This window comes from Kibdelosporangium aridum, assembly GCF_900176515.1.
GTDB classification, from domain to species: Bacteria; Actinomycetota; Actinomycetes; order Mycobacteriales; family Pseudonocardiaceae; genus Kibdelosporangium; species Kibdelosporangium aridum.
Genome location: NZ_FWXV01000001.1, coordinates 486,941 through 512,430, shown reverse-complemented (window position 1 = coordinate 512,430; position 25,490 = coordinate 486,941). Strand labels below are relative to the sequence as shown.

At 65.8% G+C, this 25,490-nt stretch carries 27 protein-coding genes; 14 read left to right on the top strand and 13 right to left on the bottom strand.

The genetic code is table 11. From position 1 onward, the window contains the following. Positions 1-24: 24 nt before the first annotated feature. The 3 genes from B9C43_RS01845 to B9C43_RS01835 are packed head-to-tail and all read left to right on the top strand — an operon-like array spanning position 25 to position 2,404. Positions 25-660 (top strand): hypothetical protein, encoded by a 636-nt coding sequence (locus tag B9C43_RS01845; RefSeq protein WP_051897148.1) that lies wholly within the window; start codon positions 25-27, stop codon positions 658-660. A 13-nt stretch (positions 661-673) separates the two neighbouring features. After that, the gene (locus B9C43_RS01840) at positions 674-2,041 is read left to right on the top strand and encodes a xylulokinase (RefSeq protein ID WP_200825399.1); all 1,368 of its coding nucleotides are present in this window, start codon (positions 674-676) and stop codon (positions 2,039-2,041) included. A 30-nt stretch (positions 2,042-2,071) separates the two neighbouring features. Next, positions 2,072-2,404 (top strand): hypothetical protein, encoded by a 333-nt coding sequence (locus B9C43_RS01835; protein ID WP_033390497.1) that lies wholly within the window; start codon positions 2,072-2,074, stop codon positions 2,402-2,404. A gap of 44 nt (positions 2,405-2,448) precedes the next feature. On the opposite strand, the gene B9C43_RS01830 is transcribed toward B9C43_RS01835, so the two are convergent. Both B9C43_RS01830 and B9C43_RS55360 read right to left on the bottom strand, forming a co-directional pair. Then, positions 2,449-3,732: an MFS transporter gene (locus tag B9C43_RS01830; RefSeq protein ID WP_033390496.1), complete on the bottom strand. Its 1,284-nt coding sequence runs from the start codon at positions 3,730-3,732 to the stop codon at positions 2,449-2,451. Positions 3,733-3,877: 145 nt separating this feature from the next. Beyond that, positions 3,878-4,258 carry a hypothetical protein gene (locus B9C43_RS55360; RefSeq protein WP_143446026.1) on the bottom strand — a complete coding sequence of 127 codons (381 nt, stop codon included), beginning with the start codon at positions 4,256-4,258 and terminating at the stop codon, positions 3,878-3,880. 81 nt (positions 4,259-4,339) lie between these two features. Here B9C43_RS55360 and B9C43_RS57400 point away from each other — a divergent pair, with 81 nt between their 5' ends. Next, the gene (locus B9C43_RS57400; RefSeq protein WP_200825398.1) at positions 4,340-4,789 is read left to right on the top strand and encodes a hypothetical protein; all 450 of its coding nucleotides are present in this window, start codon (positions 4,340-4,342) and stop codon (positions 4,787-4,789) included. 1 nt (position 4,790) lies between these two features. Here the strand turns inward: B9C43_RS57400 and B9C43_RS01820 are convergent, their stop codons facing one another. Beyond that, entirely contained in the window at positions 4,791-5,270 is a 480-nt protein-coding gene (locus B9C43_RS01820) for a winged helix-turn-helix transcriptional regulator (protein WP_084424302.1), read from the bottom strand. A 77-nt stretch (positions 5,271-5,347) separates the two neighbouring features. Between B9C43_RS01820 and B9C43_RS01815 the strand changes: the two genes are divergently transcribed. Genes B9C43_RS01815 through B9C43_RS01805 form a run of 3 tightly spaced genes read left to right on the top strand, consistent with a single transcriptional unit; the run spans position 5,348 to position 8,170 of the window. After that, complete coding sequence (locus B9C43_RS01815) at positions 5,348-6,199, top strand: ketopantoate reductase family protein (RefSeq protein WP_160096245.1); 852 nt, start codon at positions 5,348-5,350, stop codon at positions 6,197-6,199. 34 nt (positions 6,200-6,233) lie between these two features. Then, positions 6,234-7,622, top strand: coding sequence for an MFS transporter (locus B9C43_RS01810; RefSeq protein WP_084425529.1), 1,389 nt, complete (start codon positions 6,234-6,236; stop codon positions 7,620-7,622). Further along, positions 7,619-8,170, top strand: a complete 552-nt coding sequence (locus tag B9C43_RS01805) for an NADPH-dependent FMN reductase (RefSeq protein WP_084424300.1) — start codon at positions 7,619-7,621, stop codon at positions 8,168-8,170. Before B9C43_RS01810 ends, B9C43_RS01805 begins: the two co-directional genes overlap by 4 nt. On the opposite strand, the gene B9C43_RS01800 is transcribed toward B9C43_RS01805, so the two are convergent. Continuing rightward, on the bottom strand, positions 8,171-8,716 hold the full coding sequence (locus tag B9C43_RS01800; RefSeq protein ID WP_033390493.1) for a TetR/AcrR family transcriptional regulator: 546 nt from the start codon (positions 8,714-8,716) through the stop codon (positions 8,171-8,173). Positions 8,717-8,807: 91 nt separating this feature from the next. Between B9C43_RS01800 and B9C43_RS01795 the strand changes: the two genes are divergently transcribed. Continuing rightward, positions 8,808-10,187, top strand: coding sequence for an MFS transporter (locus B9C43_RS01795; protein WP_084424299.1), 1,380 nt, complete (start codon positions 8,808-8,810; stop codon positions 10,185-10,187). On the opposite strand, the gene B9C43_RS01790 is transcribed toward B9C43_RS01795, so the two are convergent. The 3 genes from B9C43_RS01790 to B9C43_RS01780 form a co-directional block, all read right to left on the bottom strand. Further along, complete coding sequence (locus B9C43_RS01790; RefSeq protein ID WP_084424298.1) at positions 10,184-10,810, bottom strand: hypothetical protein; 627 nt, start codon at positions 10,808-10,810, stop codon at positions 10,184-10,186. The genes B9C43_RS01795 and B9C43_RS01790 overlap by 4 nt on opposite strands. A 2-nt stretch (positions 10,811-10,812) precedes the next feature. Beyond that, complete coding sequence (locus tag B9C43_RS01785) at positions 10,813-11,571, bottom strand: hypothetical protein (protein WP_084424297.1); 759 nt, start codon at positions 11,569-11,571, stop codon at positions 10,813-10,815. A 125-nt stretch (positions 11,572-11,696) separates the two neighbouring features. Beyond that, a complete protein-coding gene (locus B9C43_RS01780; protein WP_084424296.1) occupies positions 11,697-12,827 on the bottom strand; it encodes a S1 family peptidase in 1,131 nt (376 codons plus the stop codon). 202 nt (positions 12,828-13,029) lie between these two features. On the opposite strand from B9C43_RS01780, the gene B9C43_RS57395 reads away from it, so the two are divergent. Further along, positions 13,030-13,212: a hypothetical protein gene (locus B9C43_RS57395; RefSeq protein WP_200825517.1), complete on the top strand. Its 183-nt coding sequence runs from the start codon at positions 13,030-13,032 to the stop codon at positions 13,210-13,212. 82 nt (positions 13,213-13,294) lie between these two features. Beyond that, positions 13,295-14,011 carry an NPP1 family protein gene (locus B9C43_RS01775; RefSeq protein ID WP_235038394.1) on the top strand — a complete coding sequence of 239 codons (717 nt, stop codon included), beginning with the start codon at positions 13,295-13,297 and terminating at the stop codon, positions 14,009-14,011. Positions 14,012-14,363: 352 nt separating this feature from the next. Here the strand turns inward: B9C43_RS01775 and B9C43_RS01770 are convergent, their stop codons facing one another. Then, positions 14,364-15,419 (bottom strand): hypothetical protein, encoded by a 1,056-nt coding sequence (locus B9C43_RS01770; protein ID WP_084424295.1) that lies wholly within the window; start codon positions 15,417-15,419, stop codon positions 14,364-14,366. 104 nt (positions 15,420-15,523) lie between these two features. On the opposite strand from B9C43_RS01770, the gene B9C43_RS01765 reads away from it, so the two are divergent. Continuing rightward, positions 15,524-16,885 carry an MFS transporter gene (locus B9C43_RS01765; RefSeq protein WP_084424294.1) on the top strand — a complete coding sequence of 454 codons (1,362 nt, stop codon included), beginning with the start codon at positions 15,524-15,526 and terminating at the stop codon, positions 16,883-16,885. On the opposite strand, the gene B9C43_RS01760 is transcribed toward B9C43_RS01765, so the two are convergent. Both B9C43_RS01760 and B9C43_RS01755 read right to left on the bottom strand, forming a co-directional pair. Next, the gene (locus B9C43_RS01760; protein ID WP_084425527.1) at positions 16,848-18,236 is read right to left on the bottom strand and encodes a dihydrolipoamide acetyltransferase family protein; all 1,389 of its coding nucleotides are present in this window, start codon (positions 18,234-18,236) and stop codon (positions 16,848-16,850) included. The two genes, B9C43_RS01765 and B9C43_RS01760, sit on opposite strands and share 38 nt — an antisense overlap. A gap of 22 nt (positions 18,237-18,258) precedes the next feature. Next, positions 18,259-20,430: an alpha-ketoacid dehydrogenase subunit alpha/beta gene (locus B9C43_RS01755; RefSeq protein ID WP_084424293.1), complete on the bottom strand. Its 2,172-nt coding sequence runs from the start codon at positions 20,428-20,430 to the stop codon at positions 18,259-18,261. Between the two features lie 96 nt (positions 20,431-20,526). Between B9C43_RS01755 and B9C43_RS01750 the strand changes: the two genes are divergently transcribed. Then, positions 20,527-21,027 (top strand): VOC family protein, encoded by a 501-nt coding sequence (locus B9C43_RS01750; protein WP_084425526.1) that lies wholly within the window; start codon positions 20,527-20,529, stop codon positions 21,025-21,027. 11 nt (positions 21,028-21,038) lie between these two features. Beyond that, on the top strand, positions 21,039-21,689 hold the full coding sequence (locus tag B9C43_RS01745) for a GntR family transcriptional regulator (RefSeq protein ID WP_084424292.1): 651 nt from the start codon (positions 21,039-21,041) through the stop codon (positions 21,687-21,689). Here the strand turns inward: B9C43_RS01745 and B9C43_RS01740 are convergent. The 3 genes from B9C43_RS01740 to B9C43_RS01730 all read right to left on the bottom strand — a co-directional run bounded on the left by B9C43_RS01740 (position 21,686) and on the right by B9C43_RS01730 (position 24,610). Beyond that, positions 21,686-22,315 (bottom strand): hypothetical protein, encoded by a 630-nt coding sequence (locus B9C43_RS01740; protein WP_084424291.1) that lies wholly within the window; start codon positions 22,313-22,315, stop codon positions 21,686-21,688. The genes B9C43_RS01745 and B9C43_RS01740 overlap by 4 nt on opposite strands. A 188-nt stretch (positions 22,316-22,503) precedes the next feature. Beyond that, positions 22,504-23,058: an NADPH-dependent FMN reductase gene (locus B9C43_RS01735; protein WP_084424290.1), complete on the bottom strand. Its 555-nt coding sequence runs from the start codon at positions 23,056-23,058 to the stop codon at positions 22,504-22,506. A 103-nt stretch (positions 23,059-23,161) separates the two neighbouring features. Continuing rightward, positions 23,162-24,610 carry an FAD-binding oxidoreductase gene (locus B9C43_RS01730; protein ID WP_084424289.1) on the bottom strand — a complete coding sequence of 483 codons (1,449 nt, stop codon included), beginning with the start codon at positions 24,608-24,610 and terminating at the stop codon, positions 23,162-23,164. A 193-nt stretch (positions 24,611-24,803) separates the two neighbouring features. Here B9C43_RS01730 and B9C43_RS01725 point away from each other — a divergent pair, with 193 nt between their 5' ends. Next, a complete protein-coding gene (locus tag B9C43_RS01725; RefSeq protein WP_084424288.1) occupies positions 24,804-25,418 on the top strand; it encodes a hypothetical protein in 615 nt (204 codons plus the stop codon). The last annotated feature ends 72 nt before the right edge of the window (positions 25,419-25,490 follow it).

Genomic DNA, 25,490 nt, shown 5'->3' with positions numbered 1-25,490 from the left:
CAAAAGCCGAGGGGAACAACCGGCATGGCGAGACCACCTGCCGCGCATCGCACCATCTTCCTGGTCGATGTGGAAGCGTTCGGCGATCACAGCCGGACCAACAAGAACCAGATCGTCGTCCGGGAAGGCCTGAAACACGCGTGGCGGCGGGCCTTCCGCCACGCTGGGGTCGATCCGGACCGCTGCGCCGTGGAAGACCGCGGTGACGGCGTCTTCGTGCTCGTGCCAGCCGAAGTACCGAAATCCCTGTTCATCGACTACGTGCCGCTGGAGCTGGTGGCGGCGCTGAACGAGCACAACTCGTCGCATCCGAAGGCAGAGCAGATCCGCCTGCGGATGGCGATGCACGCGGGCGAAGTGGAGCTGGACGACAGCGGCTCGACCGGCGCGGCGATCATGCACGCGTTCCGGCTGCTGAGCTCCCAGCCGCTGAAGGACACCCTGGCCCGTTCACCGGGTGTGCTGGCGCTGATCACATCGGACTGGTTCTACAGCGAGGTGGTCCGGCACAGCGGGATCACCAACCCGACGGATTTCCGCGAGGTGCGCGTGTCGGTGAAGGAGACGACCGCGCGGGCATGGATCAGCCTGCCGGGGCAACCGATGCCGTGGCCTTTCCTGCGTGGCCTGAGGTCGATCTGGTCAGGGTCGCGCGTGTAGGTACTGTCGGGCTGTGGCTGAGTTGATCGTGGGTATCGACGTCGGGACAACGGCAGTCAAGGTCGCCGCGTTCACAGTGGACGGCACGCTGGTGCACACACACAGCGTGCCGTACCCGATCAGCAGGCCGAAACCGGGCTGGGCGGAGCAGGACCCGCTCGACTGGTGGCGCGGGACGCAAGCGGGCCTCGCCGCCCTGCCGCAAGGCGAGATCCGGTCGATCGGGATCGTCAGCCAGGTGAACACGCACGTGTTCGTCGACGCGGCAGTCAAGCCGCTGGCTCCGGCGATCATCTGGCAGGACCAGCGCTGTGCGTCAATCGCGGCCACGTTCGACGCACAGTTCAGCGCTGAGGACAAGACACGCATCTGGGGCGCGCCGATCGTCCTGGATGCGTCATTCCTCCCGGCTCGCGCGCAATGGCTCGCCTCGACCGCACCGTCCCGCTGGGACGCCACGCGGTGGGTGCTGAGCCCCAAGGATTTCATCGCCGCCCAGCTGACCGGCCGGGTGGCCACGGATTTGTTGTCGTCGGTCCGTATCGCCGGGCCGTCGGGCTACATCCCCGAGGCCGTCGCTCTGGTCGACGGCCTCAGCGACCGTCTGCCGCCAATGCTGCCGCCTGAGCAAGTCGGCACGATGGACGCCTTCGGCTCGGTGCTGGGTACCGGGCTGCCCTGGTCCGGGCGTCGGGGCATGGTGTTGTGCGGGACTTCGCTTGTTGTCGCCGGTGCTTCCACTTCCGGCGCCGCACCGGGCATTGTCACTTTTCCGCCGTATGACGGGGTTCTGGTGCATGCGGGGCCGACGCAGGCCGCAGGTGACGCGGTGCGGTGGTGGAGCCAGGTGAGCGGCCTGGACATCCCCGCTGTGTTCGAGTCCGCCGCTTCGGGTTCCTCAGGCGTGGTTTTCACGCCGTACTTGGCTGGTGAACGCGCACCGCTATGGGATTCCTCAGTGCGGGCAACGTTTCTGGGACTTCAGTCGTCCACTTCGCAGGCGGACATGTCCCGTGCGGTGCTGGAAGGCGTAGCCATGTCGGGCAGGCATGTGCTTGAGGTCGTCGAGCAGGCGTGCGGGTTCACGGTGGAGTCTCTGACCTTCTCGGGTGGTGGCGCGCGGAGTCCTTTGTGGGCGCAGATCTTCGCGGACGTACTGGGACGCCCTGTCGAGCGCTTGCGTGTCCACGACAGCGGCACGCTCGGCGCGGCATTGCTGGGCGCGGTCGGCGCAGGGGTCTATCCGTCGGTCGCGGAAGCCGCCGCGGCGACGGTCTCGGTGGACTCCGTGTTCTCGCCGACCAAGTCGATGGACACGCTCTACTCGGTATACCGCGACACGTACGCGGCATTGCGAGACATCCACGCGCGACTGGTTTGAACACCCCGGCGCGGTGGGCACCTGCATGCCATGAAGCGACTGCTCAGCATCCTGGCCGGCGCTCTGGCCGCCGGTGTGGTCGGATACGTCAAGAGCGGTGACGAGCCCACCGCGACCGGTGTGGCGTTGGCCTTCGCGATCCCGATCGCCATCATCGCGGTCGGCTTGCCGGGCTTCAGGTCCTTGGTGCCCGCCGCGGGCTTCGTGGCGTTGATGCTGATCTTCGGCCCGGCGGAGCGGACGGAAGGCAGCAACATCCTCACCGACTGGGCGTTCCTGTGGATGTGCTTCACGGTGGCCGCCCTGCTGGTGACGGGCTGGCTCGTGGTGAGTCGCCGGCGCAAGGCGTCGCGGACCCAGTAGGCGCCGCGGCCTTGCCATCACAGGGCAAGGCCGCAGCCTGCTCGTCAAAGAGCTTTCTCGTACGTCTCCTTCAATGCCAGCTGGCAGCCGAGCGTGATCAGAGATATCAGGAACACATAGGCCGCGATCGACCACGAAGAACCCGTGGCCCCGTAGAGCGCCGTGGCGATCAGCGGCGTCACGGCGCCACCGAGGATCGTGCCAAGCGTGAGGCTGAGCGAAGCACCGCTGTAGCGCATTCCTGTGGAGAACAGCTCGGCGAACATGGCCGGTTGCGGCCCGATATACGCCGACTGCAACGCCAGAATCATGATCAGGTCGATCGCGATCAGCGGGATGGATTTCGTGTCAGCCAACGGGAAGAAGATCAGCGCCCAGACCGCGTGTGCGGCGCAGCCCCACACCATCACCTTCCGTCTGCCTATCCGGTCGGACAGCCGCGCGAAGAACACCACCCCGATCGCGAACGCCACCGACGCGAAGATCAGCATCGTCAACACAGTCGGCGTGGGTATCCCGAGTTGGCGGTTGGCGTACGAGACGAAGTAGACGATGACGATGTACCCGATTCCGCTCATGCCGACGTAACTGCCCGCGGCCAGCAGCACCTTGCGCAGATCCGTGCGCAGCACGTCGACGATCGGCACGCGGCGGTGCTGCTCCAGCCGTTCGAAGACCGGGCTTTCGGCGATCCGCAACCGGATGAACAGGCCGACCACCACCAGCAACGCCCCGAACAGGAACGGAACCCGCCACGCCCAGTCGGTGAACTCCGACGGGGTCACCAGGCTGGTGACGATCAGGAACACCAGGTTCGACAGCACGATCCCGGTCGGCAGCCCGAATGCCACGAACCCACCGAAGAATCCACGGCGTTTGTCCGGTGCGTGCTCGACTGACATCAGCACCGCGCCGCCCCATTCACCGCCGAGCCCGAAGCCCTGCACACAGCGCATCAGCACGAGCAGGATCGGCGCCCACACACCGATTTGCGCGTACGTCGGCAGCAGGCCGATGACGACCGTGCCGATGCCCATCAACATGAGCGACCAGACCAACATCGATTTCCGGCCGATCCGGTCGCCGAAATGTCCCATCACGATTCCGCCAAGCGGACGCGCGATGAACCCGATGGCGAACGTCGCGAACGAAGCCAGCGTCCCGGTCAACTCCGAGACCTGGGGGAAGAACTGCGGCGCGAACACCAACGCTGCCGCCGTGCCGTAGATGAAGAAGTCGTACCACTCGATCGTCGTACCAATCGCGCTCGCGACCGCGACGCGCTTGGCTTCCTGATTCATCGATTTGGGTTGGGTGGAGCTCGTCATCGCACCTCCCGTTGTGCTCTTCGCACAGTGTCAGCGATTTCCCGACAAAGCGCTATGGCCCGAACGTGGCAGATTCCCGGCTCGCCGCCGCTGGTCAAATCGATCCTTTGTGGACAGGTAACGAAGTGTCGATCCTCCCGATGGGTTACGTGTCCGACGGCAGCCAGGAGATTTGATGACCGGTCTTTTCATGCTTCCGGCCGAGGTAACGGTGACCGTCACCCGCGAGGAGCAGCATCAGCAGGCGCTTGGCCGATATCCGGTCGCTGCGGGTGTCGCACGCCAAGTGGCCGCCGAACTCGCCTGGTGCACGATCGAAACGGGAAAATATCGCGGTGAACGTGCCGTCGAGGTCCGGCTCGACGGGATGCGTGTCGGTGAATTGACATACGCGATGTCGGAACGTTACCAAGACCTCCTGACCGAGATCACCGCGCGCGGCCACCAACCTGGTTGCCAAGCGCTTGTATACATTGGCAAGCGCGGTATCGAGGTCAGTTTGCGGATGCCCAAGGTCGAAAGCCACGTACCCATTCCATTGGCCCGGCCTGTGGCGTCCGCTCCTGCACAGGCACACGAAAAGAAACCACGTAACAAAAAGCGGCCGGTGTGGATTGCGGCCGCTGTCGCCGGGTTCTTGTTCCTGGTCGGTCTGATCAATTCGACCGACGAGAAGCCCACTTCCGGATCGACCGCGCCCGTCGCCGATGTGGCATCCGCGCCGCCGGCCACCACCACGACGACGACAACGACCACCGCGACCACGACATCATCCGCCGTTCCGGCGGCTCCTCCCCCACCACCGCCGCCACCGCCCGCAACACCGACGACAAAGAAGTCCACTACGACAAAGCAAGCCCCACCACCACCTCCCGTGCCGGAAGAGCCCGCGCAGAATTGCCACCCGAACTACGAACCGTGCGTGCCCGTTGCCAGGGATGTCGACTGCAAGGGTGGTAGCGGAAACGGCCCCGAGTACGTCGACGGCCCGATTCGCGTCATCGGCAAGGACGTCTACGGCCTCGACGACAACAAGAACGGCATCGGGTGCGAGTGACTCACGCGCCGGGCAGCCTGGCCTGCTTGGTGCTGTGCGCGGTTTTTGTTGCCGTGTAATGGAAGTTTTCGAGGTCGACTTCTTTGCCGGATTTCCGGTCGACGAGAACGGGATCGGCCAGTTCGCCAGTCTCCGTGTCAACCAGGCGGACCGCGCCTTTCCCGCTCGTCACGTGTTTGCGGCCCCACGCCGCAATGGCCTCGACGACGGGCTGAAGGTCACGGCCGCGCTCGGTCAGCCGGTACTCGTAGCGCGGCGGGTTGTCCTGATACGCCCGGCGCTCAAGCAAACCGTTGTCGCACAACTCTTTGAGGCGACGGGTCAGTGAGTTGGGCGAGATGCCCATGCTCTGCTGGAACTCGTCGAACCGGGTCAGGCCGTGCAACGCGTCCCGGATGACCAGCAGGCTCCACCACTCCCCCACCTGGTCCAGTGTGCGCGCCGTCGGGCACTCCATGGCGGCGAAGCTTTTGTGGCGCATGACTACACCCCTATGACTTCCATTGTGGAAGTCACTGTAGCAAGATGACTTCCATCATGGAAGCCACAGGAGGTCAGATGATCGGGGTTCTGGGACCGGGCGGGATCGGCGGGCTGGTCGCGGCCAGGCTGGCAGCGGCCGGGCACGACGTGACAATCGTCGCCAGCGAGCGCACGGCGGCCGAGATCACGGCGCGAGGGCTGCGTTTCACCGCACCCGGGATGCCCGAGGTCGTCTCGTATCCAGCAGCACGGGCGTACCTGACAGAGCCGGTCGACGTGCTGTTCGTCGCCGTTAAGGCAACCGACCTGCTCCCGGCGCTGCAGCGGATCCCCGCGAAGACGCTCGGAAACGCCACGGTTGTCCCGTTTCTGAACGGCGTCGACCACATGTCGTTGCTGCGGGCCACCTATCCGGAGGCGGACGTCGTCGGTGCGACCATCGCGGTCGAAGCCACGCGGCACCGCCCCGGTGTGGTCGAGCAGGTCTCGCCGATGACCAACGTGACCGTCACCGAAGGCAATGACGTAGCCGAACTGCTGGCCAAGGCGTCCTTCGACGTGGCGACCCACCCGGAGGAAACCACTGTCCTGTGGCGAAAGGCAGTCTTCCTGGCACCGTTCGCCCTGCTCACCACGGCGGCCAACGCGCCGCTTGGCGAAGCCCTCGAGAAGCGTGGGGAATGGTTGCGGCCACTGATCCAGGAGGCCGCGGCGGCAGCCAAGAGCCAGGGCGCGGACGTGGACGCCGACGCGATCGAGACGCGTCTGCGAGGCATGCCGTCCACGTTCCGGTCCTCGATGCTCAAGGACTTCGTCGACGGCCGCGCCCTCGAGCTCGACGCCATCGCCGGGCCGATCATCCGTGCCCTGGGCAGGGAAAACGCTCCTGCCACGGTGGACGCCGTCACGACGATCCTCGGGGGTTGACCTCAACATTACTTGAGGTTGCACGGTGGTCACCGTGCAACCGAGACGATTCCTCATCCTGACCGCTGTTCTGCTGTCGACTCTGTCGTTGTCGCTCACGGTCGCCGCCGCGTCGGTGGCGTTGCCCAGCATCGCCACCGATCTGCGAGCGGGACTCGCGGATACGCAGTGGATCGTGAACGGCTACATCGCGACCTTCGCCAGCTTCATGCTCGCCGCGGGTTCCCTCGCCGACCGGATAGGCAGACGACGGGTATTCACGGCGGGAGTCGCCGTGTTCGCCGTCGCCGGTGCGCTCAGCGCGGCAGCTTGGAACGTTGTCCTGCTTGATGTTCTCCGGCTGATCGCCGGGGTCGGCGGCGCGGCGGCGGCCAGCAGCGGCGTGGCCATCCTGGCGTCCGCCTTCGGCGGGCCCGCACGGATCCGGGCCTTCGGGTTGCTGGGCACCACGCTGGGTATCGGGCTGTCATTCGGCCCGACCATCGCCGGGTTGCTGATCGACTGGCTGGGCTGGCGCGCGGTGTTCGGCGCACCGGCCATCGCCGTCCTCATCGTCCTGTTCCTCGCCCCGACCCTGCCTGAATCACGGGCGCCGGGATCGCGCTCAGTCGACTGGGCAGGGACGACTTCGTTCACGCTTTCCTTGCTGCTGCTGGTGTTCGCGTTCATCGAAGGCCCAGAATCCGGCTGGTCTTCGGCCGTCATCCTGGCGGCGTTCATCGGTTCAGCGGTGCTGATGGCGGTGTTCGTCGCCGTGGAACGGCGCCAGCAGCACCCGATGTTCGACCTGAGCTTGCTGACCAATCCCCGGTTCATCGGTCTTTCACTGGCCGGGGCGGCGATCTTGTCGATCCCGTTCCCCCTTGTGGTCTATCTGCCCTCGTACCTCACCAACGTCCTCGGGATGAGCCCTGGCGCGGCCGGGGCCACGCTCCTGCTGCTCACTGGGCCCGTGCTGATCCTGCCGATGCTGGGCAGTGTGATCACCAAGTGGATCACGCCTCGGGCCGTGGTCGTCCTGGCAGTCGCACTGGCCGCGATCGGTGCAGGCTGGTTGACCGTGCTCGAACCCGATGCGTCCCTCACGACGTTGGCTGGCCCGCTGCTGACGATCGGGCTGGGGTTCGGGGTGGCTACCGGGCTTGTCGACGGTGTCGCGATCGGCAGCGTGCATCCCGATCGCGCGGGCACAGCAGCCGGCATGTTCAACACAGTCCGGTTGGCGATCGAGACGATCGCGATCGCCGTGGTCGGTGCGGTGCTGGCAGGCAGTACTGGCGGGCGGCTGGCCGAACCGGGCTTCACCAGCGGCATGAACACCGTGCTGTGGTGGATGGCTGGCATTGGCACGGCACTGGCGATCGCGCTGGTCCCCGTGCTGCTCAGGAAAAGCCGTGCGACGGAACTGGCGGTGGCGTCATGACGGACCCATTGCGGCTTGGAGTGATCATAGGCAGTATCAGGGAAGGCCGGTTCGGCCCGACCGTTGCCAACTGGATCGCGGCCCAGGCCTCGCAACACCCCGACATGGATGTCGACCTGATCGACCTGATCCATTACGCCACACCGACTCCGGACGCCCGGGCGTTCGCCGAACGGATCAAGGCCGCGGACGCGTACGTCATCGTGACACCGGAGTACAACCACGGCTATCCGGCGCCGCTGAAGCACGCAATCGACCTCTGCTACGCCGAATGGCACGCCAAGCCGGTCGGATTCGTGTCATACGGCGGGTTCGCGGGCGGCGTGCGCGCGGTGGAGCAGCTGCGTCAGGTTTTCGCCGAGCTGCACGCGGTGACGATCCGGGACTCGGTCAGTTTCGCCGGTGTGCACGGCAAGTTCGACAGGGACGGCACCCTCAAGGACCCGATGCCGTGCGAGACCGCTGCGAAGGACATGCTTGATCAGCTCGCGTGGTGGGCACACGCGCTGCGGGACGCGCGGGCTGTCAGGCCGTACGGCACCGCATGATCACTGCTTGCCCGCGCCCCTGAGGAGTATCTCGACGACCAGGTCGGCGGCCTTGGGCGGTTCCATCTCCGGGTTGCTGTGCGCCGCGAGCTTCACCAAGTCGTCCAGCAACTTCCTGACCCACGTCCTCGGCACGTCAGCACGGAAGAAGCCTTCGTCGACGCCGCGGTCGACGAAGGCGCTGAGCCGGGCACGCAGTTGCTGGCGACGCTTCTCGGTAACGTGATCAGGGCTTTCCAGGCTGGAGAAGTCCAACGGCCACTGCCGGGACACGGGCACGATGCCCTCGACGTAGCGGTGCAGCGCCACCGCGATCGGCGCCTCGGTCAGCCGGGCTTCGTCGAGCACCCGCTCGGCCTCGTCGAGCTTGGCTTCGAACAAGGCGACGAGCAGTGCCTCGCGGGTGGCGAAGCGCCGGTAGACCGTCCTGCGGTCCAGCCCGGCTTCGGCAGCGATCTGGGTTATCGACGCCGACGGGTCCCTGGCCAGCACTTTCGCACCGGTCTGCAGCAGGGTGTCGAGGTTTCGACAGGCGTCAGCTCTCACGCCGCCAAGTCTAGCTCTGTGACACCTGACATGCCTTCCGTCACATCTGCGTCGCTTTACTCGGCATAAATGTCGCAGTAGTGTGACAGTTATGAGCAGAACCATGGTCGTGCTGGCGATCGGCGCCGGCGTCTTCTCGCTGCTGCAGTCGCTGATCGCCCCGGTGCTCCCGACGATCCAGCAGGAGCTGCACACCTCACAGAACACCGCGACCTGGGTCCTGACCGCGTACCTGCTGTCCGCCTCGATCTTCACGCCGGTGCTCGGCCGCGTCGGCGACATGGTCGGCAAACGCCGCACGCTGGTGGCGGTGCTGACAGCACTGGCCGTCGGCCTGCTGCTGGCCGCGCTTGCGCCGACCATCGAGCTCCTCATCCTCGCCCGGGCCGTCCAAGGTGCCGGTGGCGCGGTGTTCCCGCTGGCGTACGGCATCATCCGGGACGAATTCCCCCGTGCACGGGTGGCCGGCGCGATCAGCACCCTGTCGGCGATCATCGCCGCGGGCGGCGGACTCGGCGTCATCCTCGCCGGTCCCATCGTCTCCACGCTCGGAATGCGTTGGCTGTTCTGGCTTCCGATGGTGACCGTGCTCGTGACAGCGCTCGCCGCGCACCGGTTCGTCCCCGAATCACCTGTGCGTACGCCAGGCCGGATCAACTGGGCAGCGACCTTGTTGCTGTCCGGCTGGTTGGTCGCCTTGTTGCTGGGCGTCAGCCAAGGCACGTCCTGGGGCTGGGGTTCGCCCGCAGTGCTGACGTTGTTCGCCGTTGCCGTTGTGCTGCTGGGGTTGTGGGTCCGACTCGAGATGCGTTCGGCCAACCCGCTGATCGACATGCGGATGATGCGGCTGCCCGCGGTCTGGACGACGAACGCCGTCGCGTTCCTGTTCGGCGCGGCGATGTTCGCGGCGTGGGCGTTCATCCCGCAACTCGCCCAAACGCCGCCGAGCCAGGGTTACGGCTTCGGCGCGAGCGTCTCCCAGGCCGGGTTGTTGATGCTGCCGATGCTCGTTGCGATGTTCATCGTGGGCATCCTCAGTGGACGGATGGCTCCGTTCTTCAGCTTCCGTGCCCAACTGGCTGCCGGATCCGTGCTGAGTGCGGTCGCATGCGCCGTCCTCGCGGTCGCTCACGACCGGGCGTGGGAAGTAGCCGTCGGTGGAGGTTTGCTGGGCCTTGGCATCGGCCTGGCGTACGCGACCATGACGAACCTCGTCGTGGAAGCAGTGCCGGTGACGCAGACAAGCGTGGCCAGCGGGATGAACGCGAACATCCGGACGATCGGCGGCTCGATCGGCGCCGGGGTGATGAGCAGCCTGGTGACCGCGCAGCTCGGGATCGCCGGCCTGCCACTGGAAGCCGGGTACACCACCGGTTTCGCGACGTTCGCGGTGATCTCGATCGTGGCGGCGGGCGCCGCGCTGCTCGTGCCCCGGGTCCGTAAGGCCGAACTCCAGCCAGCGGCTGCCTAGTGCGGCGCGCGCATCTCAAGGACTGATCCGTCAGCGAAGACGAACGCGGTGAACCTACGGAGATCGCTCAAGTTGCGGCCGTAGGTCACCGCGTTCACCGCGCGCAGGCGTGATCGGTCGATCTCCCACCACGTCACCAGTTCCTTGCGAGCCTCCTTGGCTTCCTTGTCCTTGGAGAACAGTCCAGCCACGCGGGTCATGGCGGAGACGCCGTCGACGTCCTGCTGTTCGATCACGACCGCGAGCCGCCTGTTGGTCGACACGAGGAAAGCGTTGCCGTGCCCGGCGATGAGGTGGTTCGCACAGCGCACGGCGTCCCGGTCAAGGTCAGCGGTGAGGATGCGGCCGTTGATGGACGGGTCGTACGCCCATTCGTCACGCTGGAACTCCTTGTTGGAGACCAGTTCACTGGGCAGCGGCCACTTCGGCGGTTTCATCCCGGACTTCGGCAGCTCCGCGTCCTCGGCGGGCTTGTGCGGCACGATCTGCTCGCCGTTGACCAGAGCCAGGAAGTGCCCGGTGTACGGCCGAACTGCCTGCAGGGTCTCGTCCCGCAGCCAGCCGGTCTTGTCCACCGATTCGGTCAGGCCCTCCACTTTGTGCTTGAACAAGCTGTCGTCCACCCTCAGCCCCCACTGATCCACTTGCGCGCCAAGTCGGCGACGACCGGGCCGCGTCCGAGGCTGAGCCGCAGTCCCGAGCCGTCCGCCAGGACGACCTGCAAGTAGCAGTGCTGATGCTCGGGGAGCGGCCGGGCCTGGTCGAAGAGCACGTCGACCGACCGGAAGGCTTCCCAGGGAATCTCCACTCCGGCCTCAAGCTCAGGGAACTCGACGGGCTTTCCTGCCGGGAACTCGTCGGCGAAGGCGGTGGCGACGTCGACGACCACTCCCGCGGTCGCCCGGACCAGGTTGCCGGTGAGCCCTGGCTTGCCCTTCTCCTCCACCTTGGCCAGCTTTCGGACGACTTCGGACTCCACCAGCCACGCCAGCCGCTGGGGAGTCAGCACCCAGGAGCCGCGGATGTCCTCCCAGCCGGGCAACTGCTTCTTGCGCCACGGCTGCACCGCTCGCACCGCCATGCACTCCGGGCCCGGCCCGAAGATCAGGATGTCCAGGAAGTCCGGTCCATTGTCCCTGTCGTTGCCGTCGTCGCTGTAGTTGTTGTCGGCGGACATGATCGCGTCGGCGGTGTAGAGGGTCGCGGCGAGCGCGCCCTTCCCCACCGCGCGGACCGCCTTCGTCAGCACGTTGCGCTTCGGATCACCGTTCGGTTCGAGGCCTTCGACCTCGAACTTCGGTTTGTCCAGTTTGCTGTTCCACATGAACAGAATCGGTTCGCCCGGGCGGCACCAGTGCTTCCGGGCGGACAAAACGACTGTCATCGCGCTTGGCCCCCTGTTTCGACAGCGCGGGAGCCTAATCGATGGTGCGCGTACGTGTCCGCCAGTTCACGCGAAAGGGAGCGTGCCGGGTCGGCACGCTCCCTTTTCTGTTTCTCAGACTGGCGTCACGAGGTCAGCAGCGTGACTCCGTAGTAGTTCGCCGCGTCCACGACCGGCTGGTAGAACGAGTAGGAGCCGGTGGCGTTCGCGCCCTGGTTCCACCCGCAGTCCACACCGATCGGGCCACCGGAGGTCATGCCCTGCGCGGTGTTGCCGGAGATGTAGGCACCACCGCTGTCGCCGCCCTCGGTGCAAACCGTGGCACGGGCAAGCCCCGTGGTGGTCGTCGACTCACCGGAGTACCGGACGGACTGGTTGTAGTGCGTGATCCGGCCGCAGGTCCAGCCGGTGGTGTTGCCCGCCTTGCAGATCGTGGTGTTGATCGGGGCCTTGGAGGCGCCGGTGATCCGGACCGTTGTGCCCATCCGGGTGTCCACATAGGCCCGCTGGGTGTCCTCGGCGTCGATGTTCACGATGCCCATGTCCACCGACGGGAAGCGAGTGCCCGCGCCCTTGCCGATGTGGGTTCCGTTGGCGTCAAGGATGTCCGGGTTGCCCTCGACGCAGTGGCCCGCGGTCAGCATGACCTTGGCGCCGTTGCGGGTGCCGTTGAAGCCGAGCGAGCAGTTGGTGCCCGGCTGCAGGTCCATGATCCGGCCGGGGACCACGTCGGCGTGCTTGACCAGCTCCGCGCCGGTCTCCACGACCACACCGTCCAATGCGGACAGCTTGCGGACCAGCGCCTCGCTCGCGTTCGGCTCGACGGTGACGACCACGCGGTCAGCCGCCACGTCCGGGCCCCACGACTGGACCTGGTTGATGTCGGCGCCGAGTGCCCGCTCGACCTGCGCGGACAGGGTGGTCAGCGCACGCTCGCCCTTGACACCGCTGCGCGGGGTCAGACCGGCGGCCTTGACCTTCGCCGAGTCCGAAGTGTTCACCACGAGAGCGCCGTTGTTGTCGAAGAACGCGCCATCCGTGGGAACTCCACTGGCCTGCAGGTCGGCCAGCTTGCGGGACAGGCGCTGCTCGAGGTCGAGGCGCTGCGCGGCCTTGGCCGGCGAGACACCCAGCTCGACCGCCGCGGCCTGAACCAATGCCTGATCGAATTGCGGCACGGCTTGTGCGGTCGGTGCGAAGACAGCACCGACCGTGGCGCCTACGGCAAGGCAGGCGCCGACAATACGCGTTTTCATTTGTTTCCAGCCTTCTTCGCAGGGGAAAGAAGCGGGAATTGCCCTCACGATTCCCGTTGTCGATCACCGTAACCGCGAGGTGCCGGTCCTCAGTACCCGACGAAAGTAGGCCGTTGAGCGAGACACGGCCGGGCTGAACCCGGGTCAACCCGGTATGCACCAGATGCCCGATCTCATTGCGTCCCAGCGATGTTGACCTTCCATGACCGACCTGTTCATGATCATGAAACCTGGCTGGGCTGTCATTGCCTTCGCACCGGTGACGATCCGGCATCGAGTCGACGCCCGTTCTGGCGGTAATGATCTTTGGCGTGGTCTCCTTGGCGGCGCGTCGCCTGTTCGGCCGCGGCATGTCGGTACCGCCGCGGTATCCCTGCCGAACTGACAAGGAGGTCACCTTGCGACCGTCGGTCACCCGGCCGCGCCTTCGCCGATCGATTTCAGTGGTAGTCGCGACTGCCGCCGGAATGCTGTTTGTTTTCACCGGAGTGGCTTTCGCCGAACCGCCGAAGGCCTTGGACTGGAACGCACCATGGCCGGACCGCACGTACGAACCGGCATTCGACTATGACAGCGACGGCTGCTACCCCACGCCCGCGATCGGCTCGGACGGGACCATCGCGCCCGGCCTGAACCCCAGCGGCGCGGTGAACGGCCAGTGCCACGACCAGTCCGATTTGGACAACACCAACGCGTACTCCCGAGTGAAGTGCAACAACGGTTGGTGCGCCTACCTTTACGCCCTCTACTTCGAAAAGGACCAGGCAGTCGCCGGGTCCGGCCTCGGTGGGCACAAGCATGACTGGGAGCACGTCGTGGTGTGGGTGCCGGACGGCGGCTGGCCGCAGTACGTCTCGGCATCGGCGCACGGCAAGTACAACACCAAGTCCCGCAACGACATCCCGTGGGACGAAAGCGGAACCCACCCGAAGATCATCTACCACAAGGACGGCATCGGCACCCACTGCTTCCGGTTCGCGGGCTTCGGCGAGCAGCCGGAAAACCACGAGAAGGCCTGGCAGTACCCGCCGCTGATCGGCTGGAACAACTACCCAGCCGGTTTCCGCGACAAGCTCACCAGCGCCGACTTCGGCGCAGCGCAGCTCGGCATCCGCGAGGGATCGTTCAACTACGAGCTCTCCAAGGCCAAGCCAGCCGGAATTCCGTTCGACCCCAACGCATGACAACAGCTCCCCATGCCCCCGATGCCAGTCGGCGTCGGGGGCATTCCTGTCCCGTCGTCGGTGACCACCAGCCGGTCGAGAAGGCCCGCGCCATCCGACGAGCCAGGCTGTCCAGAGACAACGATGTGCTGGACCACGCGCATCAGGCGCCGCAGGCGCGGTTGCACGATGGCACCGTGGCTATGCCCCGGCCAGGGTCGCACAGACAGTCCCGCTGCTACCCCTCGCGCCAGAGTTGGTCGCCAGCAACGACGTAGAATCTTCCGCCCACCTTCACCGCCGCGGGCGCGGTCGCACAAATGGCGCCGCACGCGGCTATCGGTCGGGCGGGGTCGCACAGACAGCCCCGCTACTACCCCTCGCGCCAGAGTTGGTCGCCAGCAACGATGTAGAGCTTCCCGGCCACCTTCGCCGCTGACGTCACCGTCCCACTTGGACCGGGCACCGCATCGGCTGTCCACTTGTCGCCGTCGGCTCGGACGATCTTCACTTGTCCGTTCTCGGACAACACCTGCGTCATGTTCTCGTCGATCGGCGCGGCCAGTTTGTCGCTGTCCTTGACCGGAATCGCTGGCAGACTCGGCACTCGCTTCCATGTGCCATCGGTCAACCGCCACAGCGCCAACGTTCCGTCGACCGACCCGGCGACACCGCACACCGAACCCCAGCACCGGATCCCTGAAGCCACAGCGATCTGGCCGGCGTCCGGCAGCGGAGTCACTGTCCACCCGGTATTGCCATTGCTCGATTGCCACACGGCCGGAATCTGGCGCCCGCCCGCCAACTGCATGCCCGCGACCAGAATCCCTTGCTTGTACGGCGTAACACTGTTGGCGAACCCCAGTGTGTCCCGGTTGCTTTCCAGAACGGTTCCCGCGGAGTCCTGGCGGGTCCATGTGTCCTCTTGGGCCGTCCACACTGCGATGTCCAGGCCGGCCTTCGCGCTCTGCCATGAGCCGATCACCAGTGGGCCTGCGGGCGTGATCGCCGCGCCGACCAGTTCACCGGCGCCCCAGCCGCCGAACGTGCTGAAGCCTTGGAGCTTCTCGGCGATCCCCGCCTGCGTTCCGGTCCACACCGACCACCGCACATTCGCGTGCGCCCCACCGCGTTCGCCGCCGACGGCCAGGATCTGCGTCCCGTCCGAGTCGATCGCGTACCACTTCGCCAGCATCCCGTACGGACTTTCCGGGCGGACCGGGATCTCGCTGACCGCGCCGTCCCGTCCGATCCGGATCAGTCCTGGCACGACTGGTTGGCCGTCACGGCGTACGCCGACCAACAGCGAGTCGCCCATCGCGGTCACCAGAACGGGCTGTCCCGGCAGCTCGATCCGGCTGAACGCGGACACTTCCGGGCCGCATCCGGCCACCGCCGCCACCAGCAGGCACACCAGGAGCAAACGCATGCCGACATCGTCCCCGATTCGCAAGGCCCCGTCTCGAAGTCGGGATTTGTCACATCCGGTTAATCCGGTGGCGAGACCGGACAAATGCTACATACTGTGACACGATGGCACCCAAACAACGCCTGGACTTGCGTGCGCCAGGGGCACGCACGTTCCTGCGACTACTGAGCAACACGTTGCTCGTCTCGGTCACCAACTACACCGTGTGGTTCGCCATCACGTTCTACGTGTACTTGGAGACCCGGTCGGTCTTCGCGACCGGTGTGCTCGCCGGTCTGTTCCTGGTTTTCACGGCGGCGACAGGCATCTGGTTCGGCAGTCTCGTCGACCACCACGACAAGAAAACCATGATGCTGCTGTCCGGCGTCGGGTCGTTGGTGTTCTACGTGATCGCGTTCGTCATCTACCTGGCCGCGCCCGAAGGCACGTTCAAGGACGCGACGAGTCCATATCTGTGGACGCTGGTGGTCGTGCTGATGTTCGGCGTGATCGTCGGCAACATCCGCACCATCACGCTGCCGACCATGGTCACCGCGCTGATCGAGGAAGGGCAGCGAGACCGGGCCAACGGCTTGACCGGTACGACGGCGGGTGTGTCGATGCTGGTCACATCCGTCATCAGTGGTGTGCTCGTCGCGCAGGGCGGCATGACGTACGTCCTGATCGGCGGCATCGCCGTGCTGACGTTGGCGAGCCTCGACGTCATCATCACCCGCGTTCCCAGGATCGTCGCATCGGAGGGTTCCGACGAGCCGAAACGGGTCGACGTCCGCGGCACGGTGAAGATCATCAGGGGCATTCCCGGCCTGATGGCGCTCATCCTCTTCGCCACCTTCAACAACTTCCTCGGCGGCGCGTTCATGGCGTTGCTTGACGCTTACGGCTTGTCGCTCGTGTCCGTCGAGGTCTGGGGTTTCCTGTGGGGCGGGCTGAGCTCGGCGATGATCCTCGGCGGTCTGCTGATCGCCAGGACCGGGCTGGGCAGCAACCCGGTCCGCACCCTGCTGCTGGTGAACCTCGTGCTCTGGACGATCACGCTGGGCTTCCCGATCCAGCCGTCGATCGCACTGCTGACCGCCGGGTTGTTCATCTACTTGCTGCTGATCCCGGCCGCCGAGGCCGCCGAACAGACCATCCTGCAGAAGGTCGTGCCCTACGAAAGGCAAGGCCGGGTCTTCGGCTTCGCGCAAAGCGTCGAGCAGGCCGCGTCCCCGTTGACCGCGTTCCTGATCAGCCCGATCGCGGAGTTCCTGGTCATCCCGTTCATGACCACCGGCTCGGGCGCCGACCTGATCGGCAACTGGTTCGGCACCGGACCCGACCGCGGCATCGCCCTCGTCTTCATCATGGTCGGCTTCCTCGGCATCATCACGACCGTCATCGCGCTGCGGTCCAGGCCGTACCGGAACCTGTCACGGCAGTACGCGGTCAAGCCACCAGTCGAAGTGGCTCCTCAAGCGCTGTGACCACGGCTGCCATCCACTGGGCCGCCAACGCTCCGTCGATGGCCCGGTGGTCGACGGACAAAGTCAGCGTCATCTGGGTCTCCACCCGGACTTCGCCGTCGACGACGACAGGGGCCTGACGGCCCGCGCCGACCGCCAAGATGGTCGACTGGGGAGGATTGATGATCGCGGAGAACTCGTCGACGCCGTACATGCCGAGGTTGCTGACGGTGATCGTGCCGCCTTCCAGATCGGACTGACGCAGTTTGCCCTCGTCCGCCTGCCGCGCGAATTCCTTGACCTGACGGGAGATCGCACTCGGTGAGCTCTGCTCGACACCGCGCAGCACAGGCGTGACGAGGCCGCGGCTGGACGCGACGGCGATCCCGACGTCCACAGTGGAGTATCGGGTCATGCCGTCGCCGGTCCAGATGACGTTGGCATCGGGCACCTGCGTGTGGGCGACGCCGACGGCGCGCACGACGAGGTCGTTGACGGAGATCTTCGCCGGTGAGACCTCGTTGAGTTGCTTGCGCAGCACCAGCAATGCGTCGATCCGGGCGGTCCGGCGGACGTAGAAGTGCGGGATGTCCCGTTTGCTTTCGGTGAGCCTGCGCGCGATCGCCCGGCGCATCCGAGTGAGCGGGATCTGCTCGCCATGGCCCGGCGCTGGCTTGACCCCCACCGACTGGGGTTCAACCGGCTGGGATTCAATCGGCTGGGCGCCAACCGACTGGGGTTCAACCGGATGAGCGTTAACGGACTGGGCACCAACCGGATGAGCGTCAACGGACTGGGCCCCAACCGGCTCGGCCCCAACCGACTGGGGTCCAACCCGCTTGGCGTCAACCGGCCTGGACTCAACTGAGTTGCGCGCAATCGAACTGGGCCCAGTCGACTTGGGCTCGGCCGACTTGGCCTCGATCGCCTTGTCCACATCCCGGCGCACGATCCGGCCGTCCGGGCCGGTACCGGTGACTTGGTCCGGAGTCATCCCGGCTTCCTTGAGCAGCTTGCGCGCCAACGGACTGGCGAAGACCCGCTCGCGCTGAGCGGGCTCCGGACCGGCCTCTTCAGCAGATGTGGCGCCGACGCCGAGCTCGGCGAGCAGCTTGTCCACGTCACCAGCCTCGGCCTCGGAGCCGAGCAGCGCGATCGGGGAACCTGTCTCCACATTCGTCCCGCCGGGCACCAAGGCCCGCAGCAGCACGGCGTCCACTTCGGCCTCGACCTCCACCGCGGCCTTGTCGGTCTCCAGCACGACAAGCGGGTCGCCCGCGGCGAACCGGGCGTTCTCGGCCACCAGCCACTCGGTCAACAAGGCCGACGTCGAGCCGGTCGCGACTTCGGGCACGCGCAGCAGCGTCGCCATGATCATGTCTCCCTTGAACGACTCAGTACGCGGCGATGCGACGCAACGCGGTGACGACTTCCTCGGTGCGCGCGACCGCCGCGCGTTCAAGCACCTTGCTGATGCTCGGCGACGCCTCGCCGCCGGTGACCCGTTCGACCGGCGCGTCCAGCCAGTCGAACAGGCGACGCTGGATCTCGTCGGCGAGCCGTCCGCCGTACGACGTGCCGATCGCGCCTTGCTCCACAATGAGCACCTTGTTGGTCTTCTTCACGCTGGCCTCGATCGTGTCCCAGTCCAGGCTCGCCCGGTCGAGCCAGCGCAGGTCGATCAGGTCCGCGCTGATCTCGGGCACCTGACCGAGCGCTTCCAGGCAATGCCCGACCATCGACAGGTACGAGATGACCGTGACGTCGTCACCCTGCGACCGCAGAGCGGCTTTCCCTACCGGGATCCGGTAGTCCAGGTCGTCGATCGGCCCGGTTCCGGTGGATGTGTAGAGGTCCACGTGTTCCAGCACCACAACGGGGTCTTCGCACGCCAAAGCGGTGTTCATCAGACCCACGTAGTCGAACGGGTTGGACGGCGCCACAACGCGCAGGCCTGCCGCCGTGGTCAGCACCCCGGCCGGATCCATCGAGTGCTGGGAGCCGTATCCCGTGCCCGCCGCCAGCTTGCTGCGCAGGACGAAGGGGACACTCCCCTGCCCGCCGAACATGTGCCGCGCCTTGGCGATCTGGTTGAACAACTGATCGGCGGCGACCCACATGAAGTCGGCGTACATGAACTCGACGACCGGTCGGCCGCGGCCGTCGATGGCCATCCCGCCACCCAGCCCGGCGAACGCGTTCTCGCTGATCGGCGTGCCCAGAACCCGGTCGGGGAACAGTTCGAGCGGGCGTTTCGTCGCGCCGTTCGTGCCGCCTTTGAGCCGGTTGACGTCCTCACCGAGGATGACGATCCGTTCGTCGGTCTCCATCCGGCGGGCCAGCACGTCGCTGATGGCGTCGACGAACTTGCGCTCCCCCAACGTTCCCGAGTACGTGTCCGCTTCCTCGTACCTGCTTCCGTCCAATTCGGACAGATCACCTCGGACACCGACGTCCACGAAACTGACGTCCGGCCAGGCGGATTCCTTGATCCGCCGCTTGCCTGCCGGGTCGGCCTCCAGGAACGAGTCGCCGATCTCGCGCAGTGTCTTGACCACTTCGTCGTGTGCGGCGGCGATCTCGTCCGCCGAGGCGATGCCGCGCCGGATCACGTGGGACCGCAACAGCTCCAGCGGGTCACGCTCGCGCCAGGCCTTCTCCTCGGCTTTGGTCCGGTAGCCGAACGCGCTGCCCGGGTACGGCCCGTTCTGGTGGAAGTACCGGTAGACCTCGGCTTCGATGATCGTCGGGCCGTTCCCGGCCCGCATGTGCTCGAGGGCCTCGGTCATCGCCAGGTGGACGGCCAATGGATCCATTCCGTCGACCCGCCAGCTCGGGATGTTGAACCCCAGCCCCCGCGCGGCGAGCCTCGGTTCGGCCGTCGCCTCGTCGACCGGCGTCGACACCGCGTACAGGTTGTTCTCGATGAAGAAGCACAGCGGCAGCTTCCAGGCCGCGGCCAGGTTGAACGTCTCAAGGACCGAGCCGATGTTCACGGCACCGTCGCCGAAGTAGGTGACCGTCACCGCGTCGGTGCCCGCGCGACGTTGGTTGAACGCGAATCCAGCGGCCTGCGGCACGCCACCGCCGACGATCGCGTTGGTGCCCATCGCGCCTGCTTCACGCCACTGCAGGTGCATGGATCCGCCCCGGCCACGGCAGTAGCCGTCGGCCAGGCCACAGATCTCAGCCAGCGTCCGGCGTAGCACGGTCCGCACGTCGTCGGTCAGTTCCGGCAAGCCGTCGGTTTTGCCCGGCATGACGTGGCCGAATGCCTTGGCCAGGAACTGGTGGTGGCCGCGGTGGGATCCATTGACGAAGTCGTCGGTGCGCAGCGGCACGATCGAGCCGACCGCACCGCCCTCCTGCCCGATGCTGGAGTGCGCGGGGCCGTGCACCAGCCCTTCCCCGGCCAGTTCGAGCACGTACTCCTCGAACGACCGGATCCAGGACGCCTGGCCGAGCAGGCGCAGCAGCAGGCCGGGATCGGCGTCGTCCCAGTCAGCCGCCGTAGTGCTCAGCGCAGTCAGCGGCGACGAAGCGGACAGGGGTTCACGGGTAGCCATCTGAGCTCCAAATGGATCCATTTTGAGCGTCTCGTGGAGTACTATCCGAGAAAGCGAGGACGAAATCAAGCCGAATGGATACATTTGGAGGTGTCGATGCCCATCCCGGGACTTAGCCGCGTCGACCACATCGGGCTGACCGTGCCCGACCTCGACCAAGCCAGGGAGTTCTTCGTCGACGTGCTCGGCTGCGAGTACATGTACACACTCGGGCCCTACCAGGACGACGGCACATGGATGAGCGAGCACCTCAACGTGGACGACCGCACGGTGATGCGGAAGCTGCACTTCTTCCGGCTCGGCGGGCAGGCGATCTTCGAGATCTTCGAGTACGAGGCTCCCGACCAGGACACCGAACCGCCGCGCAACAGCGATGTCGGCGGGCACCACATCGCGCTGTACGTCGAGGACCTTGACGCCGCGGTCGCCGACCTGCACCGCCGTGGGCTGCGCGTTCTCGGCGAGCCGACGGTCAGCAAAGGGCCGAGCGGGGGACAGCGCTGGGTGTACTTCCTCTCGCCGTGGGGCCTGCAGTGTGAGCTAGTGTCCTATCCGAACGGAAAGGCGTTCGACCACCATCCAGAGGCCTTCCGATAGAGGGGGAAGCTGTGTCCGAGGGCGCCGGCGTGGCGAGTCAGCGGATCGCCGATCAGTTGCGTGAACGCATCCTGACCGGTCAGCTGGCGCCCGGAACGCGGATCATCCAGGACGAGCTCGCCGAACAGCTGCAGACCAGTCGCCTGCCCGTCCGCGAGGCGCTGCGCATTGTGGCCTCGCAGGGCTTGATCACGTTGCGCGCCAACCAAGGCGCGTGGGTGACCAGGATGGACATGCGCGAGTGCGACCTGATCTACCGAATGCGTGAACGCCTGGAACCGTTGCTGCTCACCGAGTCCGCGCCGCACCTGACCGACGAGGACATCGACGAGATGGACCAGCTGCAGGACACGATCGAACGCAGCCCGGACGTCGAGGACTTCCTGGTACTCGACCGGCGTCTGCATTGGACGGTCTACAAACACCACAACGCCGAGGAACTCGCCTCGATCGTGGCGCGGCTGTGGGACACCACCCAGCACTACCGCCGGGCGTTCACCAGACTCGCCGGGTCACAGCGCAACTGGATCATCGGTGCCGAGCACCGGCTGCTGATCCAGGCGCTGCGCGACCGTGACCACACTTCGGCGGAACAGGTGCTGCAGATGCACATCCGGCGGACCAGGGTGGAACTCTCCCGTCATCCCGAAGTCTTTGTCTAGGCGCTCAGCGGAACGTGCGTCATGTCCACGCCCCACTGCTTGCGCAGGTAGATCTCCAACGAGTCGACCATCGGCTTCTCCCGCATCAGCCGCGCGAAATACCAGGCAAGCCGCGTGTCAGGGGCGTCGGTCAGGTGGACCATCCGCCGCCGCAGGAAAGGCCGCATCTCGGTACCGGTCACGACCCATTCGACGTGGTACAGCGGCTGATCAAGACCGGCCCACACGTACTCACCGTCCGGTGTGGTCATGTGGGCTGTGCCGAGGTGGAGCACCGCGCGCCGCTCCTCATCCACGAACACGCGCTGGATCACTTGCGTGTAGACGGTGTCGTCAGTCCACACGGGCTGGTCGGACACCCGGATGAAGTCGGACTCTTCGGTCGGATAGGTGCGGATCGAGCCCGGCTTGATCCGCCCGGGGAGGTAGACCTCCATCGCGTGCGCCTTGCGCACCAACAAGTCCCACACCATGTTCTTGGTGACCACGAGCTCGCGGCCGAGCCGGAAATGCCGCTTGACAAGGGCGTTCACGTCCATCGGCGGGAACTCGACCGGAGTGTTCTCCGCGGCGGTCCACTCCCGGTGAAACTCCGCCGCGTAGTCCTGCGCCAGTTCCGTCGCCATGCCCGGCTCCTGTCCCCGACGGGCCGCCGGTGGTCAACGACCCTGACTATCAGCAACGTTAACCGCAAACCCGTTGCCAGCCAATGACTCGTAGCTCACAAAGATCGTTGACCAGGGCTTTCATTGGCACAAACCCGCCAAGGCACGAGGAAGGGCGCCGGATCGCGGCGCCCTTCCCGGGTACGAAGTCAGCTTCCGAGGTTGCGCTTGATGTGCGTGGCGAAAGCGTTCAGGAACAAGGCGAGGAACTCGGCGGTCGTTTCATTGATGACCTCACCGTCGTCAGTGATCAGTCCCTCGGCGAACTGGATGTACGCCTCCGGCTGACCGAGCACCGCCGCGTTGCTGAACAACAGGATGCTCTTCAGCTGCTGCTGTGCGACAGCAGTGGAGATCGAGCCACCCGAAGCGCCGATCACCGCGGCGGGCTTGCCGTTGAACGAGTTGGTGCCCCACGGGCGGCTCGCCCAGTCGATCGCGTTCTTCAGCGCGCCGGGGATCGACCGGTTGTACTCCGGCGTGTCGACCAGGATGGCGTCACTTGTTTCGATGTCCTGCTTGAGCTGCTTGGCGACCTCGGGGTAGTCCGCGTCGAAGTCATGGTTGTACAGCGGCAGGTCGCCGATCGGGATCTCGACCAGCTCGAGGTCGTGCGGCGCGATCTTGGTCAACGCCTTCGCCAGCTTCCGGTTGATCGAACGCTGGGACAAGCTGCCGACGATGTAACCGACGCGGTACGTCATGACGGTCTCTCCTGTGGACTATTTTCGCTCAAGAAGTCACTTTCTCTGACAGTTCCGAACTTGGACCATCTTCGGATTAGTCCCGCGTGACCTGTTAGCTGGCTCACACGTGCAGGCTCTGCCCATACCGGAACACCTTGCCGGGGTCGTACTTGGCGGCGATGGCGCGCAACCGGGACAGGTTCGGCCCGTAGTAGGCGTTGGCCCAGTTCGGCATCTGTGGATCGATGTAGTTGACGTAGGCCGACTCACCGAACATGCGGCCGAGTTCGTCACGGACTGGATTCACCGCCGCTCGCGCCCCGGCCTCGTCACCGTTGTTCACCCACTTGATCAGCTGGATGCTGGCGATCGCCGTGCGATGCGAGAAAGCCGAGTCGCCGCGGGCAATCGCGCCACCGAAGGAATCGAGCAACGTCAGCATTCCGGGAACGCTCGACAGCAGCCGCACGAACGCCTGCGGGTCGGCGATCTGCTTGGTCAAGATCCGGGACGTCGCGACATACGTTCCCCGGCCGAGCCCGCCGCCACCGCCGTTCCAACTCGGAGTACAGCCACCATTGGACGGTTCACAGTGCGCAAACGACACCATCGCGTCGAAATAGGACCTCTCACGGACGTCCCGGCTCGTGGGCTGACTGCCGACTCGCCGGACGAACGTGTCCAGCAAGCCCTGCACCTGATTGGCCGGTCCGGCGAACGTGCCTTCGACCTGGGTGTTGCCGCTGACGCTGAGCTGCGACCAGAGCTCGTCGGGGACCTCTTGGCACCACGTCTGCCAGGCGTTGACCACGGCGGCGGAAGCACCGGACGGGAACGACAGGTTGAAGGTGGTGAAGTCGTGGCTCGGCGCGGTCTGGAACGTGAAAGAAGTGACGATGCCGAAATTGCCGCCACCCCCGCCTCTCAACGCCCAGAACAGGTCCGGACTCGACGCCGCGTCTCTGATGGTGCCGTCCGGAGTGACGATGCGGGCGTTGGTGAGGCGGTCACACGTCAGCCCGTATTTGCGGCCGATCACGCCAATCCCACCGCCCAACGTCAACCCGGCGATGCCCACTGAGGGACAGGTTCCGCCCGGAAGTAACCGACCCGCCTTGGCTACCGCGTTGTAGACGTCGAACAATCTGGCGCCCGCCCCAACGACGACCGTGCCATCGGGACGGACCTCGACCGAGTTCATCCGGCTGACGTCGATGACAAGCCCACGATCCAGCGTGGAGTATCCGGCGTAACTGTGGCCTCCGGACCTCGCGGCGAGCGGGAAGGCGTTGGTCACGGCGGTTTCGATGCAGGCCTGGACGTCTTCCTGACGCGTGCACCTGGCCACCGCGGCCGGACGGTGCCGGTCGTACATGGTGAAGAAGCCCAGCTTCGCGTCGTTGTAGCCGGAGTCGGCCGGGAGGAACAACTGGCCACTGAGCTTGCCGCGCAGAGCCGCCCAATCGGGCTCGGCTTTCGGGTGGGCCGCCGCAAAGGCCGGCAGGGATGTGGTTGCGGCGACGACACCGAGACCGGCGGTCTGCAGGAACCGTCGACGATCGAGTGTCATGGGGAGAGTGCCTTTCCTTGGGTGACAGCACTTCCCATGAAGGTACTCACCCTGTCATGTCCCACTCTCCGGAAACCTGTCCCAGCAGGCCAGTTGTTCCAATGGCCGCGCTCATCCGCTGGTTGCCCGGGAATAACCCGACGCCTAGCCCAGTTAGTAAGATTTAGTGACTATCACGTTAGGAGACGACGACATGACCGCGACAGTGGACCTGGTCACGGAGTTCGACCGGGCATGGGCCGATCCGCGCAACACCGCGATCGACCTGCCACCGGTGAACGTGAACCAGGTGCTGAGGGACCACTACGACGTCGAGGACGACCTGCGGTACACCAGGACGAACTTGTGGGATATGGAGATCCGGAAGGCCTCCGCTCCCGACATCTACCTCCCGTCGGTCGTCAAGCCGGGCAGTGCCAAGAAGTGGCAGTCCGACGACCCCGATGTGTTCACACGCGCGTCCGAACAGCGCCTATGGCTCAACCCCAGCGAATTCGACCTGATCATCGAGCATGTTCAGCTCGACCACGCCAAACAGTCCGTCTACTTCATCGGCGCGCCCGACTACACCACACCCGACGGTCGCCACCTTGTCGCGGACACCCGCCAACCGCTCTTCCACGTCGAGCACTGGGTCGAGGGCGACGAGACCGAACCGGTCAACCGGTGGCGCATCGTGCACGTGACCGAGCAGCCGGACCAGGCGATGCTCGACTTCTTCGCCGAGATGGGACGCAGCGTCCACCTGCGTGACTTCATCGAGGTGCACATCCGCGAGGTGCTCGGCTACCGGATCACCCGCAAGTGATCCGCCCGGCGGCGAGCACCATTTGAACCTGACACGCCGGAAATATATAGTCATCGATATTGACTAACTGGA